Annotated in this window: 15 protein-coding genes; 2 read left to right on the top strand and 13 right to left on the bottom strand. The window is 43.6% G+C overall.

Going from position 1 to position 15876, the window contains the following annotated elements:
* Positions 1-346: 346 nt before the first annotated feature.
* The 10 genes from IEW93_RS13810 to yceD all read right to left on the bottom strand — a co-directional run bounded on the left by IEW93_RS13810 (position 347) and on the right by yceD (position 8052).
* Positions 347-1222 carry an NAD(P)-dependent oxidoreductase gene (locus tag IEW93_RS13810; RefSeq protein ID WP_188739888.1) on the bottom strand — a complete coding sequence of 292 codons (876 nt, stop codon included), beginning with the start codon at positions 1220-1222 and terminating at the stop codon, positions 347-349.
* Between the two features lie 13 nt (positions 1223-1235).
* Complete coding sequence (locus IEW93_RS13805; RefSeq protein ID WP_188739887.1) at positions 1236-1724, bottom strand: acyl-CoA thioesterase; 489 nt, start codon at positions 1722-1724, stop codon at positions 1236-1238.
* Between the two features lie 89 nt (positions 1725-1813).
* Positions 1814-3055, bottom strand: coding sequence for a beta-ketoacyl-ACP synthase II (gene fabF / locus IEW93_RS13800; RefSeq protein ID WP_188739886.1), 1242 nt, complete (start codon positions 3053-3055; stop codon positions 1814-1816).
* Positions 3056-3217: 162 nt separating this feature from the next.
* Positions 3218-3451: an acyl carrier protein gene (gene acpP, locus IEW93_RS13795; protein WP_011496723.1), complete on the bottom strand. Its 234-nt coding sequence runs from the start codon at positions 3449-3451 to the stop codon at positions 3218-3220.
* A 163-nt stretch (positions 3452-3614) separates the two neighbouring features.
* Complete coding sequence (fabG, locus tag IEW93_RS13790) at positions 3615-4361, bottom strand: 3-oxoacyl-ACP reductase FabG (protein WP_188739885.1); 747 nt, start codon at positions 4359-4361, stop codon at positions 3615-3617.
* A 10-nt stretch (positions 4362-4371) separates the two neighbouring features.
* Complete coding sequence (gene fabD / locus IEW93_RS13785; RefSeq protein ID WP_188739884.1) at positions 4372-5298, bottom strand: ACP S-malonyltransferase; 927 nt, start codon at positions 5296-5298, stop codon at positions 4372-4374.
* Positions 5299-5327: 29 nt separating this feature from the next.
* Complete coding sequence (locus tag IEW93_RS13780; protein ID WP_188739883.1) at positions 5328-6287, bottom strand: beta-ketoacyl-ACP synthase III; 960 nt, start codon at positions 6285-6287, stop codon at positions 5328-5330.
* 8 nt (positions 6288-6295) lie between these two features.
* Positions 6296-7324, bottom strand: a complete 1029-nt coding sequence (plsX, locus tag IEW93_RS13775; RefSeq protein WP_188739882.1) for a phosphate acyltransferase PlsX — start codon at positions 7322-7324, stop codon at positions 6296-6298.
* A 15-nt stretch (positions 7325-7339) separates the two neighbouring features.
* Complete coding sequence (rpmF, locus tag IEW93_RS13770; protein ID WP_011636967.1) at positions 7340-7510, bottom strand: 50S ribosomal protein L32; 171 nt, start codon at positions 7508-7510, stop codon at positions 7340-7342.
* A 17-nt stretch (positions 7511-7527) separates the two neighbouring features.
* Complete coding sequence (yceD, locus tag IEW93_RS13765) at positions 7528-8052, bottom strand: 23S rRNA accumulation protein YceD (RefSeq protein WP_188739881.1); 525 nt, start codon at positions 8050-8052, stop codon at positions 7528-7530.
* A 249-nt stretch (positions 8053-8301) separates the two neighbouring features.
* Between yceD and IEW93_RS13760 the strand changes: the two genes are divergently transcribed.
* Positions 8302-8898, top strand: a complete 597-nt coding sequence (locus tag IEW93_RS13760) for a Maf family protein (RefSeq protein WP_188739880.1) — start codon at positions 8302-8304, stop codon at positions 8896-8898.
* A 53-nt stretch (positions 8899-8951) separates the two neighbouring features.
* On the opposite strand, the gene IEW93_RS13755 is transcribed toward IEW93_RS13760, so the two are convergent.
* Both IEW93_RS13755 and rluC read right to left on the bottom strand, forming a co-directional pair.
* On the bottom strand, positions 8952-9602 hold the full coding sequence (locus IEW93_RS13755) for an HAD-IA family hydrolase (protein ID WP_188739879.1): 651 nt from the start codon (positions 9600-9602) through the stop codon (positions 8952-8954).
* A gap of 61 nt (positions 9603-9663) precedes the next feature.
* A complete protein-coding gene (gene rluC / locus IEW93_RS13750) occupies positions 9664-10620 on the bottom strand; it encodes a 23S rRNA pseudouridine(955/2504/2580) synthase RluC (RefSeq protein ID WP_188739878.1) in 957 nt (318 codons plus the stop codon).
* A 633-nt stretch (positions 10621-11253) separates the two neighbouring features.
* On the opposite strand from rluC, the gene rne reads away from it, so the two are divergent.
* A complete protein-coding gene (gene rne / locus IEW93_RS13745; protein ID WP_188739877.1) occupies positions 11254-14811 on the top strand; it encodes a ribonuclease E in 3558 nt (1185 codons plus the stop codon).
* A 110-nt stretch (positions 14812-14921) separates the two neighbouring features.
* On the opposite strand, the gene IEW93_RS13740 is transcribed toward rne, so the two are convergent.
* Positions 14922-15833, bottom strand: coding sequence for a bifunctional methionine sulfoxide reductase B/A protein (locus IEW93_RS13740; RefSeq protein ID WP_188739876.1), 912 nt, complete (start codon positions 15831-15833; stop codon positions 14922-14924).
* Positions 15834-15876: the final 43 nt, after the last annotated feature.

Below are 15876 nucleotides of genomic sequence, written 5' to 3'. Positions count from 1 at the left end.
CTTTGCTGTTTGAATTTTGTTCGAGTTAAAAACGTTTTAATCGAGACGAATGGATTGATGCCTAGTCATCTAAGCAAAATCCATTCAACAAAGAGTAAAACGTTTTTAGCCGAACCTTTCAGGCAGCGTTTGTTGGCCATTTTTACTTCGTTATCGACTTTTTATGTAGAATAACTACACCTCAAAGTCTCTGCCTTGTAGAAATGGCCAACAATTCGCTGCAAAAACAATCTTGAAAGATCAACAGACCCTAATACAGCAAACGCCAATGTTGAAGCGATTTTCAATAAAAAGCCCCCAATTAAATGTGGAGGCTTGTTACTGTCAAACATCGATAATTGCTATATTAACTGCGTGATTTTTCTAGCCGTGCAAGCAAGCTTGAGGTGTCCCAACGGTTACCTTTCATCGCTTGAACTTCTGAATAAAATTGATCAACCAAAGCGGCAACGGGTAAATGGCTGCCATTACGGCGAGCTTCATCTAATGCAATCCCTAAATCTTTTCGCATCCAATCAATAGCAAAACCAAAATCGTATTTACCTTGCCACATGGTTTGATAACGATTTTCCATCTGCCAGCTTTGGGCCGCTCCCTTACTAATAACCTCAATCACTTTAAGACCGTCTAAACCAGCACTTTTAGCAAAATGAAGGCCTTCTGCCAAACCTTGCACAACACCTGCAATACAGATTTGATTAACCATTTTTGTTAACTGGCCAGCGCCTACAGGACCTAACAACTCTGCACAGCGACTATAAGCGTCAATAACCGGTTTTACAGCATCATAATGGGTTTGCTCGCCACCCATCATCACGGTTAACACACCATTTTCGGCGCCTGCTTGGCCACCAGATACCGGCGCATCAAGAAAGGCGATGTTCCGCAACGCTAAATGCGCAGCAATCTCACGGGCAACATCAGCTGAAGCTGTAGTATGATCAACTAACACCGCACTAGGGTGCATACCGTGAGCGACGCCTTGTTCACCAAGTACCACTTGGCGTAAATCATCGTCATTGCCCACACAGGTAAACACAAAATCTTGTCCCTTCGCGGCATCTTTTGGCGTTAACGCTAATTGGCCACCAAATTGCTCAACCCACTGAGTAGCTTTTGACGTTGTACGATTATAAACCGTAACCTCATGCCCTTGTTTGACTAAGTGACCAGCCATAGGGTAACCCATAACGCCTAAACCAATAAATGCAACCTTGGCCATGATTTTTCCTTATTTATTCAACAGATGGTTTAACATGTGCTTCCATTTCAGCACCAATGCGTTTACGCATATCCATTAATCGTAATGCACTATCACGTAAACGAACATCATCAGCAGTTTCAGGGATCCATTCAGGGACTGATGTGGGCTTACCTTCATAATCAACGGCCACCATAATCACGATACAATGTGTGGTCAAATGACGTTCAGACTCTTTAGGATCACCCGCTTTAACATCTATCGCAATATGCATCGAAGTGCTGCCGGTATAAATCACTTTACCTGTCACCTCTACAATATTGCCAACATGGATAGGTTTAACAAAACGAATACCGCCAGCGTAAACAGTAATACAATATTTACCGCTCCATCCAGCTGCTGATGCATATGCGGCCAAATCGATCCACTTCATCACAGCGCCACCGTGCACTTTTCCACCAAAATTTACATCTGCAGGTTCGGCCAAAAAACGCAATGTAAGTTGTCTATCTTTACCGGCCATAGAGCCTCCAAGTCATGCAATATTTACTAACGATACACTTAGTACAGGTACAAAAAAAGCGCACTTGGCGCTTTTTATCGTGAACATTTCTAATCTATTTTTTTGAATAACAGAGAACCGTTTGTGCCACCAAAGCCAAATGAATTACATAAAGCGTAATCAAATTGATGACGACGAGAAGTGTGCGCAACAAAATCTAAATCGCAACCTTCATCAGGGTTATCTAAGTTGATGGTTGGCGGAACATGCTGATCGCGCAGTGCAAGCAAGGTAATGATGGCTTCAATTGCACCAGCAGCACCCAGTAAGTGTCCGGTCATTGATTTAGTTGAGCTCACTAACAAGTCATAAGCATGTGGCCCAAATACTGCTTTTACAGCTGCCGCTTCTGCTTTATCACCCGCATTGGTTGAAGTGCCATGTGCGTTAATGTAGCCCACTTGCTCTTTTTTAATCTTAGCATCGTTAATGGCATTAACCATTGCAGCTGCAGCACCTGCGCCATCACTCGGAGGAGATGTCATGTGGAATGCATCACCACTCATACCAAAACCCACTAATTCGCCGTAAATTTTAGCGCCGCGTGCTTTAGCATGTTCATATTCTTCCATCACAATCACACCCGCGCCATCGCCAATAACAAAGCCGTCACGGTCTTTGTCCCAGGGACGGCTTGCCGCGGTGGGATCATCATTACGAGTTGATAATGCTTTAGCAGCACTAAAACCTGCCACACCTAACGGACAAGTAACATCTTCAGCACCACCAGCCACCATTACATCGGCATCGCCATAAGCAATTGTACGAGCAGCAAATCCAATGTTATGCACACCTGTTGTACAGGCTGTAGTCACGGCAAAGTTTGGACCTGTCATGCCATACATAATCGATAGATGACCCGCTATCATGTTGATAATGGTACTTGGTACAAAAAAGGGAGACACTTTACGTGGGCCGCCATTAAGTAAAGCAGAATGGCCTTGTTCAATTAACCACATACCGCCCATGCCAGCACCAATTGCGGTACCTACTCGAGCTGGGTTTTCTTGGCTCATATCTAAGCCAGAGTCTGTTAATGCTTGAATACCCGCGGCCATGCCGTACTGGATAAATAAATCCATTTTACGTGCATCTTTTTTTGATAAATATTGTTCAATATCAAAATCTTTTACCGAACCACTAAAACGAGTACCAAACTCACTGGCATCAAATTTAGTAATTGGGGCAATACCACTCTTACCTGCCAATAAGGCATTCCAAGAAGACTCTACATCATTACCTACAGGAGTTACGAGGCCAAGGCCTGTGATGACGACACGACGTTTAGACATGATATTTACCTTTTAATAAAATCAGCTACGTTGCCATTATTGCGATAAAACGTAAGAAAAATCAGGGGGAATGTTGTCATGCAATTAAATGGAACGAGCGTTTACCAATGCTTTAAACAAAAACAGGCGGCATAAATGCCGCCTGTTTCTGTGAATTCTTGATTACTGATTCTTAGAAACGTAATCGATCGCTGCTTGAACAGTAGTGATCTTTTCAGCTTCTTCGTCAGGGATCTCGGTATCAAACTCTTCTTCTAGAGCCATAACCAATTCAACAGTGTCTAGAGAATCTGCGCCTAAATCGTCTACAAAAGAAGCAGCTGATTTAACGTCTTCTTCTTTAACGCCAAGTTGCTCGATGATGATTTTCTTTACACGTTCTTCGATGTTGCTCATTAGTTTTCTTTCCTATTCAAATTACGCACTTGCGTAAGATTGCGAGTAGTTTATTCGAATTAGATAACAATGCAAGCTTAGATTTTGTGGTCTAACCACAAAAATTAACATTGAATTGTCACTAACACTGACTCAAATGAAGGTAGTTTCCTACCTATCGCCCTTAAACCATGTACATACCGCCATTCACATGCAATGTCTCACCTGTGATGTAAGCGGCTGAATCCGAGGCCAAAAACAATACTGCATTGGCAATTTCTTGTGCTTGCCCTAAACGTTCCATCGGAACTTGCGACATAATAGCTTGTTGCTGCTCAGGTGTCAGCTCATCTGTCATGTCTGTCTGAATAAATCCAGGTGCAATAGCATTCACTGTTATTTGACGAGATGCAACCTCTCTTGCAAGAGATTTTGTAAATCCTATCAAACCAGCTTTTGCTGCCGAGTAATTAACTTGGCCAGCATTACCCATTGTACCTACTACTGAACCGATACTGATAATACGTCCGAAACGTTTTTTCATCATAGATCGCATTACAGGTTTAGACAATTTAAATAATGACGTTAGATTAGTATCAATAATGTCTTGCCATTCATCGTCTTTCATTCGCATCAATAAATTGTCACGAGTGATACCTGCATTGTTCACTAGAATATCAACATCGCCAGCTTTTTCTTTGATCTGGGTATATAAATCTGCAACAGACTGAGTATCAGTGACATTTAACACCATCCCAAAGCCTTTGTCACCTAGGTATTGTTGAATCGCTTCTGCGCCCTTTTCACTCGTAGCTGTACCAATGACCACAGCACCGGCTTGCACTAAGGACTCAGCAATTGCACGGCCAATACCACGGCTTGCACCGGTAACCAATGCCACTTTGCCGTCTAGACTGATATTAAAGCTCATAAAAACTCCTTTATTCGGTTAATGCTGCAAATGAAGCAACATCATTTACCGCTTGAGCGGATATCGATTTATTAATTCTTTTTGTTAATCCGGTTAATACTTTACCAGGGCCACACTCTACTAAATTTGTAACACCTTGTGTCGCCATAAACTCAACGGTCTCGCTCCAACGCACTGGGCAATATAATTGGCGCACTAATGCATCTTTAATTGCATCGGCATCTGTTGGCATTGCCACATCAACGTTGTTAATTACTTTAATGGTAGGCGCTGAGAATGTCACTTGAGTTAACGCTTTGGCTAATTCATCGGCAGCGGGTTTCATTAAGGCGCAGTGTGATGGCACGCTAACAGGAAGTGCTACAGCCATTTTAGCGCCAGCGGCTTTACAAGCGGCAGCTGCACGTTCAACTGCATTTTTTTCACCGGCAATAACCACTTGTCCAGGGCTATTAAAGTTAACAGGGCTGACAACATCACCTTGAGCAGACTCTGCACACGCTGTGGCAATAGCATCATCATCAAGACCAATAATGGCAAACATGGCTCCAGAACCCGCTGGAACCGCTTGTTGCATTAATTTACCGCGTAGTTCGACTAGCTTTACCGCGTCAGTAAACTCAATCACACCAGCACACACTAACGCAGAATATTCACCTAAGCTGTGACCGGCTAGTAATGAAGGCGTTGGTTTGTTAGACGCTTGATAAGCGCGCCAAATAGCCACGCTTGCAGCAAGCAACGCCGGCTGAGTTTTATCTGTTTCATTTAACGTTTCAGCTGGGCCATTTGCGACCAAATCCCATAAATCATAGCCTAACGCGCCACTTGCTTCGGCAAAAGTTTGCCCAATAATGGCATGAGATTGAGCTAATTCAGCTAACATTCCTACGGCCTGAGACCCCTGCCCCGGAAATACAAAAGCAACATTTTCCATAACTGGTTACCTGTAAAATAATGTAAAAGTTAAAAACGAATTAATGCACTGCCCCACGCAAAACCGCCACCAAAGGCTTCGAGCAATAATAATTGACCACGTTGAATACGACCATCACGTACGGCTTCATCAAGCGCGATAGGCACAGAAGCGGCCGAGGTATTCCCGTGCTTGGCAAGGGTAAGCACCACTTTATCTAAACTCATATTGAGCTTTTTGGCAGTGGCATTAATAATGCGAAAATTGGCTTGATGCGGGACTAGCCAGTCAATTTCTGACTTGTCGACATTATTGAGGCGTAGCGTTTCAGTGACCACATTAGATAATTGAGTTACCGCGACTTTAAATACGTCATTACCTTTCATAGTCATAAAGCTAACGGCTTCTGAGCCTTCACCTGAGCGAGGAGGAAAAGCGCACTTTAACAAGTCACCTTGGCTACCATCGGCATAAATATGAGTGGCAATGATACCAGGGGTGTCACTTGCACCAATCACAGCTGCACCCGCGCCATCACCAAATAATATGACCGTTGTTCGATCGGCGGGATCGCACATGCGTGACAACACATCGGCACCAATGACGAGTACTTTTTTAGCCGCGCCCGTTTTCACAAACTGGTCGGCAACCGACAAGGCATAAACAAAGCCGGAACATGCCGCAGCAATGTCAAAGGCAGGAATATTTTTAACGCCTAATAGTGCTTGAATTTCGCAGGCGGCTGCAGGAAATGCATTAGTTGCACTTGTCGTTCCGCACACAATCATATCAAGCTCACTGGCGTCAATACCGGCCATGTCAAGCGCTTGTAATGCAGCTTGATAACCCATGGTTGCTACCGATTCGTCTGTTGCAGCAATTCGCCGCTCTGAAATACCGGTTCTTTCCACAATCCATTGGTCACTGGTTTCAACCATTTTTTCGAGATCTTGATTGCTACGAACTTGCACAGGCAGATAACTACCTGTTCCGAGAATTTTTGTATGCATATATGAGATCAGCTATTGATGTCTAAAAGAATCGACTCCAAACGATCTTTAATCATTTCAGGAAGACGACGTTTTGCTTCTGTTGCTGCTAAATTTAATGCTTGTAAAAATGCAGCTTCATCCGCGTTACCATGACTCTTTACTACTATTCCGCGCAATCCTATCAGACTTGCACCATTATAGTGGTCGGGGTTCATCTTACTGAGAACAGCTTGTATGTGTGGAGCGATGAGTTTGGAGAGTAAACGTACAAAAAAGCCGTCTTTTAACCCACGCTTTAATTGATGCACTAATAACTTGGCAATGCCTTCTGACGTTTTAAGGGTAATATTACCCACAAAACCATCACAGACAATCACGTCTACGTTACCCGTATAGATTTCGTCACCTTCAACAAAACCAATGTAATTGACTTGGTCTGTGTGCTGTAACAATTGACCAGCCTGTTGCACCTGATCATTGCCTTTAACCTCTTCGATGCCCACATTTAATAATGCAACTTTTGGACGAGCTTTTTTATGGACAGCTTCACATAATACTGAGCCCATGATAGCAAATTGAAATAATGCTTCAGAATCGCAAGACACATTTGCGCCTAAATCGAGTAAATAAACTGGCTTACCGGTGACAGCAGGTAAACAAGATACTAACGCAGGCCTATCGATGCCGGGCAACGTTTTAAGCAGCACTTTAGCCATTGCCATTAATGCACCTGTGTTTCCTGCGCTAACGCAAGCGGCTGCTTTTCCATCACGCACTAACTCCAATGCAATTCTCATTGAGCTATTTTTACGTGAACGCAACGCATGAACAGGCCTATCACACATGGTGACGACTTCAGTGGTATGAATTATTTCAATGCGGTCTAAATCTGCAGAAGGAGTTTGAGGTAAATATTTTTGAATGTCGGTTTGATTACCAACTAAAATTATTTTTAGCATACTATGAAATTTCAATGCCTGCATCGCTGCAGGCACTGTCACGTGGGGGCCGTGATCGCCCCCCATCGCATCTAACGCAAGCGTCAGATTTGTCATCAGATAATCAACAAATTACTTGTTGATTACCTTTTTACCGCGGTAAAAACCATCAGCAGTCACGTTGTGACGTAGATGTAATTCACCGCTAGTTGCGTCTACTGATAATTGAGCAGTGCTCAATGAATCATGTGAACGACGCATGCCACGCTTTGAACGTGATTTTTTATTCTGTTGTACAGCCATTTGACCTGTCTCCTAGATTACTTGCTCTTCAGTTTTTCTAACACTGCAAACGGATTTGGACGCTCCTCTTGAGCGGGTTCGATCTCGCCTACAACTATATCTTTCGACCCTAGGTTGCAATCAGTTTCCTGATGCATAGGGATGATCGGCATAGCGACTATCAATTCATCTTCAATCAATTGATGCAGACGTACTTCGCCAATCTCATTACACTCAATTGGGTCATACGCATCCGGGAGCTCATCGATTTCTGCCTCAGTCCGACAAGGACTAAAACAAAAGTCGACCGTAACCTCAGTAGTAAATTGTGTCATGCAACGTTGACATAACAGAGTGAGCTCCGTCACAGCCTTCCCGCGAAGGTAGACTATCCCCTGTAAATCGACGCCACATTCCAACGACACAACTACGTCGGAACAGTCGCCGGCACATAACTCGCTTAATCGCTTTAGTTGCTTGCCTGGCACATAACCTTCATAACGAAGGCCGCTTGAGGCAGCGCGTATAGGATCAATTGAAACCGGTATCTTTACTGTTTGCATAAGGCGCGCATATTATAGTTTGAAAACGCTGGAGTCAAAGAAAATTTCCGTAAAATAACGGTAATTGCACCTAACACTGACTCATTAGGTATTCTTTAATCCTGCATTGAATTTGAAAGTTGGCAAATTTTACCGAACCCGCCCCCATCACACAAGCATTACTCGGTGAAAAATGCTCCATTTGGTCCACTGATTACAGTAAACTGACAGATAATGGCTCATATCACACAGTGAAATTAAATAAACGCAATGAAATACAATCTTATACTCGCGTCCACCTCGCCTTTTCGACAGCAATTAATGCAAAAATTAATGTGCCCTTTTGACTGCGTTAGTCCAGATATTGATGAAACAGCGCAAATCAATGAAACCTCCACGGCACTAGTGCAACGTTTAGCTGAACAAAAAGCAAAGGCAGGTGCTCAACTAGCCGTTAACACTGATACACCTCAATTGATCATCGGCTCTGATCAAGTTGCCGTTATTAACGGGCAGATTATCGGTAAACCTCACACTGTTGATAACGCCGTTGCACAGCTCACAGCGGCGTCTGGTCAGTCAATCACTTTTTATACAGGCCTTGCGGTTTACAACAGTACAACCGAACAGATGCTGTCTTGTGTGGAGCCTTTCATCGTTCATTTTAAACCATTATCGCAAGCACAAATCCAGTATTATATCGACACTGAACAGCCATTAAATTGTGCTGGAAGTTTTAAAAGCGAAGGCCTGGGTATTGCGCTATTTAGCCGCCTAGAAGGTAACGACCCCAATACATTAATTGGGTTACCACTGATTAAATTGATTGAATTACTGCAGATGCACGGTATGGACGTATTAAGCTAAGCATTAATGTCACTAAAAGCCTTCACGCTCTTCTGTGAAGGCAAAACACTTGATTACAAATAATCACGAATAGCAGAAACTCGGTCAACAATAGCAAGAGGCTTAAGCGGTGATAACGTGACTTCATCATGAGCGCCATAGCTCACGCCAATACTGGCCATTTTTGCGTTGTTGGCCATGGTTAAATCATGAATTGAATCACCAACCATAATGGCTTTATTAGCCGCAACATCAAAATAGCCCAATAATGCATGTAGCATTTCTGGATGCGGTTTACTTTGCGCATCACTGGCACACCGAGATGCATGAAAGTATTGGCCCAGCCCAGTCAGCTCAAGCACTCTATCAAGCCCTTCTCTTGCTTTGCCGGTAGCAATGGCCAATAAATATCCGGCCTCATGCAGTTGCTTTATTAACTCTTCAACACCGTCAAATAACGGAGTAGGATAATCGCTCGCTAAATGATGACGTCGATAACAATCGATAATTTGTTGATGATCGTGATGCTGTGAAAATAAAATAGGCATAATGTTTGGCAAAGATAAACCAATAACATCTCGAACTTGTTGCTCTGTAGGTACTGGCAACATAAGCTCTTGGGCAACACTTTGCATACAAGACACAATTTTACCGACCGTGTCCATCAAAGTACCATCCCAATCAAAAATGATTAAATCAAATGCTTTCTCTTTACTGTTCAACATCACGCCCTATTTTAGTCAATCCACGGCAACTTCAGGTTAACATGTTTGCGATTACGTTAATCTACGCTCTTTTAAGCCTATCTAATGTATTAACTAACACTTCGTCTAACGGTGCTTTAACCTGCATCACTTCATTGTTTTCAGGATGCGTAAACTTAAGCTCTGCCGCATGTAAAAATAACCTGTCTAGTCCTAATGCACGCATGCTGTCATCAAATTGCTGTTCGCTATACTTATCATCGCAGGCAATCGCATGGCCAGCATATTGGCAATGCACACGAATTTGGTGAGTGCGTCCTGTTACAGGGCTGGCTTTTACCAACGTACATCCCTGGTAACGCTGCATAATTTTGTATCGGGTTTCAGACTCTTTACCTTCTTTGTTTACCCGAACAATTCGCTCGCCAGACTTTAAGGTAATCTTTAATAACGGCGCTTTTACCACTTTATCACTTGCTTGCCATTCACCACGCACAAGGGCTAAATAATCTTTTTGCATGGTTTTGCTGCGAAGCTGTTCATGTAAATGTTTTAATGCACTGCGCTTTTTAGCAACCAACAACACACCTGATGTGTCTTTATCTAAGCGATGTACCAGCTCTAAAAATTTTTGTTGCGGACGCAAAGACCGTAATCCTTCGATCACGCCATAATCCACACCACTGCCACCGTGCACAGCAATACCAGCAGGTTTATTCAACACGATTAAATGATTATCCTCATGAATAATCCGCTCTTCTAATTGTGACACTCGAGATAAATTAGCAGACGGCGCGGTACGATTATCTTTTTCAGCCACTCGCACGGGGGGCACACGCACAACATCACCCATCTGCAATTTGTATTCTGGTTTAATGCGCTTTTTATTTACACGCACCTCTCCCTTTCGCACAATCCGATAGATCATGCTTTTGGGCACGCCTTTTAGCTTAGTCAGCAGAAAATTATCGATCCGTTGTTCAACATTATCTTCGTCGATACTCACGTATTCAACTTGGGGGGTAGTTTCAGTATTCATGATGCGCCATATAGTAGTAACCGCAATAGTGTACCTTATCTTGCAAATGATTGGCTATGACCATTGGTGACATGGGCGACTTGAAATAAATACACGAAAGAATATGGGCTTTTGATTGATGAACATAGTGTTTGTTGCTATATTTGCGCTCTGGCTGAGAGTAAACAGTGGATAAAGTGTTCACAACTTTCACCAAATGCGAAAAACTGTAATTAAGAAAATGAGCTTTATCGGTAGCAAACCATTGATTTGCAGGTTGTATATAAATAAAAAACGACAAAAAACGTTTCGACAATCAAACCGTAAGTATTCAGTAAAAATTTCAATTTAACTGCAGTAAATCGCCCCAAATTCGAACAAAATTTTAGCTTGTTATCAAACAAACCGATTCGACTTGGGCATTAACGGATTAAATACCATAATTTATGGGGTTGGTTGTAAGTCAACGAATTCCTTGTTTTTGTAAATATTAGAAAATAAGCCATAAATAGGATGCGACACGCAGCGACTGCGTTTTACAGAAATGAGCACCTAATTGCCTGAAACTAACCGTGAGGTTATACCGATTAATTCAGGCCCGTAATGCAGAAAATCGTGTTGTTTGATGACCTCATTTAGAAGAATCACGTCATCATGAAACGTATGTTAATCAATGCAACTCAATCAGAAGAGTTGCGTGTTGCCCTTGTAGATGGGCAACAACTGTATGATCTCGATATTGAAAGTCCAGGTCACGAACAAAAAAAATCAAATATCTACAAGGGTAAAATCACCCGCGTAGAACCTTCACTTGAAGCGGCATTTGTTGACTATGGCGCTGATCGCCATGGTTTTTTACCGCTAAAAGAAATCGCACGCGAGTACTTTCCTAAAGGATACTCTTTCCAAGGTCGTCCAAACATCAAAGAAGTGGTGCAAGAAGGCCAAGAAGTCATCGTTCAAATTGATAAAGAAGAGCGTGGCAATAAAGGTGCAGCACTTACTACCTTCATCAGTTTAGCCGGCTCTTACCTTGTATTAATGCCAAATAATCCACGCGCTGGCGGTATTTCGCGTCGTATTGAAGGCGATGAGCGTACTGAACTAAAAGAAGCCATGAGTGAGCTTGAAGTGCCAAATGGCATGGGCTTAATTGTACGTACGGCGGGTGTAGGTAAAGAGTCTACCGAATTAAAATGGGACTTAAAAGTTCTACAACACCACTGGGATGCCATTCAAGAAGCCGCTCAAAGCAAAGCAGCACCATTCTTAATTCATCAAGAAAGTAACGTGATCGTACGTGCTATTCGTGACTATTTACGTCGCGATGTCGGTGAAATCCTTATCGACCATCCACGCATTTTTGAAGAAGCTAAACTACACATTGGCCTAGTTCGCCCTGATTTTGTTGAGCGCGTTAAGCTATATGAATCTGAAGTGCCATTGTTTACTCACTTCCAAATAGAGTCTCAAATTGAATCTGCATTCCAACGTGAAGTGCGTTTACCATCAGGCGGTTCAATTGTTATCGATCCTACAGAAGCATTAACGTCTATCGATATCAACTCTGCTCGCGCGACTAAAGGCGGCGATATTGAAGAAACTGCACTAAACACTAACCTTGAAGCCGCAGACGAAATTGCACGTCAATTACGTCTTCGTGACCTAGGTGGTTTAGTGGTTATCGACTTTATCGATATGACACCTGTGCGCCATCAGCGTGAAGTTGAAAACCGTTTACGTGATGCCGTTCACCATGACCGCGCACGTGTTCAGTTAGGCCGCATTTCTCGTTTTGGCTTAATGGAAATGTCACGTCAACGTTTGCGCCCTTCGCTTGAAGAGTCAGCAGCACATCTATGCCCTCGTTGTCATGGACAAGGTACTATTCGCAGTACTGAATCACTTGCACTGTCTATTTTACGTTTAATGGAAGAAGAAGCCATTAAAGAAAATACCACGCAAATCGAAGCCATTGTGCCGGTTGATGTGGCAGCATTCTTATTGAACGAAAAGCGCAAAGCAATTCGTATCACAGAAGAACGTCATGAAGTTGAAGTGTATGTCATCCCAGATGCTCACATGAAGACACCAGAATATCGCGTCGTTCGTCGTAAGAGCGATGATGAAGTGAGCGAATCAAGCTATAAACGCGTTGAGAAGCCAGCATCAAAACTATACGAGCCACGTAAACTTGAGCGAGCTGCATCACCAGAGCCTGCTTTAAAAGGGTTTGCCGCCCCACAAAAATCAGCCACTGTTGAAGCTGCACCAGCTCAAGCGCAAGCAACTAAAACACCTGTTGCATCTGCACCATCGCAACCAGGCTTTTTTGCTCGTATTGTGTCAGCCATTAGCGCACTGTTTTCAACTAGCGATAGCCAAAACAAAGACACTAAAACAGCTACACAAACAACAGATTCAGCACAAAACAATAATCGTCGCCCTCGTCGCAATGACAACCGCAACGAAAATAGCAATCGCAATACAAGCCGCAACGACAACCGTCGTCAGCGTAATGACGGCGACAATGCAAAAAACACCAACGAGCCTCGTACTCGTAATAAGCGTAATGATCGTAATAGCAAAAATAACGCTCAAGACGACAACGCTAAGAACAAGCCGCGTACTGAAAGAACAGACAAAGCACTGCAACAGGTTAATGAACCCAAAGCGGCAGAAGTCAAAACAAACACGGAGAAGTCGCCTAAGCAAGAAGCTGCTCGCGAACGTCGTCAGCGCCGTAATATGCGTCGTAAAGTGCGTATCGAAAACGAACAAAGCGAAGCCGTTGCAGCAAAAGCGACTGATGCAGACACAGCTAATAACACTGCAACAGATAAACCTGCAGTTGTGGACGTGCCTGAGGTCAAAACAACGGAGCCAAAAGCAACTGAAGCAAAATCTGAAGCCAAAGCACCGCGCAGCCGTCGCCAGCCACGTAAAGACAGAAGTGAGCAATCAACTGAGGCACAAGCTAAAAACGAGACAACTACCGTTTCAGAAAATGCTGATAACGCACCAGTAGAACCTGTATCTCAAACCGCTAACAACGGCAATAAAACAGATGCAACAGATGTCAAAGCGCAAACCAATAGCGATAATGTTGAAAAAACCACTGTCGCTACCAATGACGTGAACATCAATGAGGCCTCTGTAGCAGCACAACATGCTTCAAATAGTGATGCATCTGATGACGTTGATTCAGAAACGGCTGAAGATACTAAAGTTGAAGGACGTGAAGGTCAACGTCGTAGCCGTCGTAGCCCTCGCCACCTAAGAGCCGCAGGTCAGCGTCGTCGTCGTGATGATACAGACACTAACCAACAAGCAGTATTTACCTCTGTTGATGAGTTAGAAAAGCAATTAAATGCTGAGCAATCTAAACAAACGGGAGCAACCTCTTCAACTGAAGATACCGCTACAGTAAAAGCTGACTCGGCCGAAACTAACACGCCAGCAGTTGAAGCGCCTAAAGCGGCTGAGCCGGTTGTAGAAGCGGCCCCTCAAGCGCCTAAAGCAGTTGAGCCAGTTGCAGAAGCTGCCCCTCAAGCGCCTAAAGCAGCTGAGCCAGTTGCAGAAGCTGCCCCTCAAGCACCTAAAGCAGCTGAGCCAGTTGCAGAAGCTGCCCCTCAAGCGCCTAAAGCAGCTGAGCCAGTTGTAGAAGCAGCCCCTCAAGCGCCTAAAGCAGCTGAGCCAGTTGTAGAAGCTACCCCTCAAGCGCCTAAAGCAGTTGAGCCAGTTGCAGAAGCTGCTCCTCAAGCGCCTACTAAAGCAGTTGAGCCAGTTGCAGAAGCTGCCCCTCAAGCGCCTAAAGCAGTTGAGCCAGTTGTAGAAGCTGCCCCTCAAGCGCCTAAAGCAGTTGAGCCAGTTGCACCTGTCACTAATGACAAGTCAACGTTAAATGCTTCTGCGCCAATGGCAAAGCCTGCACCAGTTGTACGTCAAGCGAAAGTAGAAACGGCCGCTGAAACTCAGGTTGAAGTTCAAGCAGACACCATAGCAGTTGTTGAAACTGCACCTAAAGCGCCAGCAAAAGCCAGTCGTTTTGGTTCGATGGTGTCATCTGATATGACCAAACCTACTGTTGGTGTTCGTGAACAAAAAGCAGTGCCACAAGGCAAAGCTTATGACACACAAACTGAAAACAGCGCACCAAAATCAGTGATAGCTAACAGCGCATCATCAGGTATGGCGCGTCCAGGTAAGTAGTCAAAAAGACGTCTAATGACGCAAACATAAAAGCCATGCTAATTTAGCATGGCTTTTTTATTGCTCATTAACGAGGCTGATATCGCTAATATTTTCCTTATACCAACAGATTAACGCTTACGTATTTCGGCAAACTTTGCCATCACTTTGTTAAACTTAGGTTTTACCACTAACTGACAATAAGGTTGCTCACCGTGTTTAGCAAAGTAATCATCATGATAGCTTTCAGCGGCATAAAACGTATCAAAAGCACTTATTTGTGTCACGATGGGATTTGGCCAGATTTGCTGTGCTGTTAAGTGTTCAATAAACGCATTTGCTGCATCGACTTGCTGGCTATTATGAGCAAAAATCACAGAACGATATTGTGGACCTTTGTCGTTACCTTGCTGGTTTAATGTGGTCGGATCGTGACTTTCAAACAGTACCGTTAATAATGTCTCGTAACTGATGATATTTGGGTCAAATGTGATATGCACCACCTCAGCATGAGCCGTTTTACCAGAACATACCGCATCGTAATTAGCATCTCTGGCATCACCACCACAATACCCAGACTGAACACTCAATACACCGTTTAGTTGAGCAAAAATAGCTTCTACACACCAGAAACACCCAGCCCCGAAAGTGGCTTTTTCGGTGGTAGAGGTAGCAACTTGATTTAACTCATTCACGGGTTTAAACACCATAGATACAGAGTTAACACAGTGACGGATATTTTTGTCCGTTAGCCTCTCACCTTCAAATACATGCCCAAGGTGGCCACCACATTGATGGCAGGTGATTTCAACTCGGCGGCCATCTGCATCCATTGTGCGATCAACCGCCCCCGCTATCTCATCGTCAAAGGCGGGCCAACCACAATGCGCATTAAACTTGTGCTCACTTTTATATAAGGGAGCTTCACATTTTTTACAACAATAAATACCTTGAGCATTATGATCGACATACTCACCACTAAAAGGACGTTCGGTGCCTTTTTGCTCAATAACGTATTTTTCAAATTCAGTTAATTTATTCATTGAAAGCTCTCATTAATTGCCGCCCCACAAACATTACGCAGAT

Source organism: Shewanella inventionis (assembly GCF_014641855.1).
Taxonomy (GTDB): domain Bacteria; phylum Pseudomonadota; class Gammaproteobacteria; order Enterobacterales; family Shewanellaceae; genus Shewanella; species Shewanella inventionis.
This window is presented reverse-complemented; position numbering and strand designations above follow the sequence as displayed.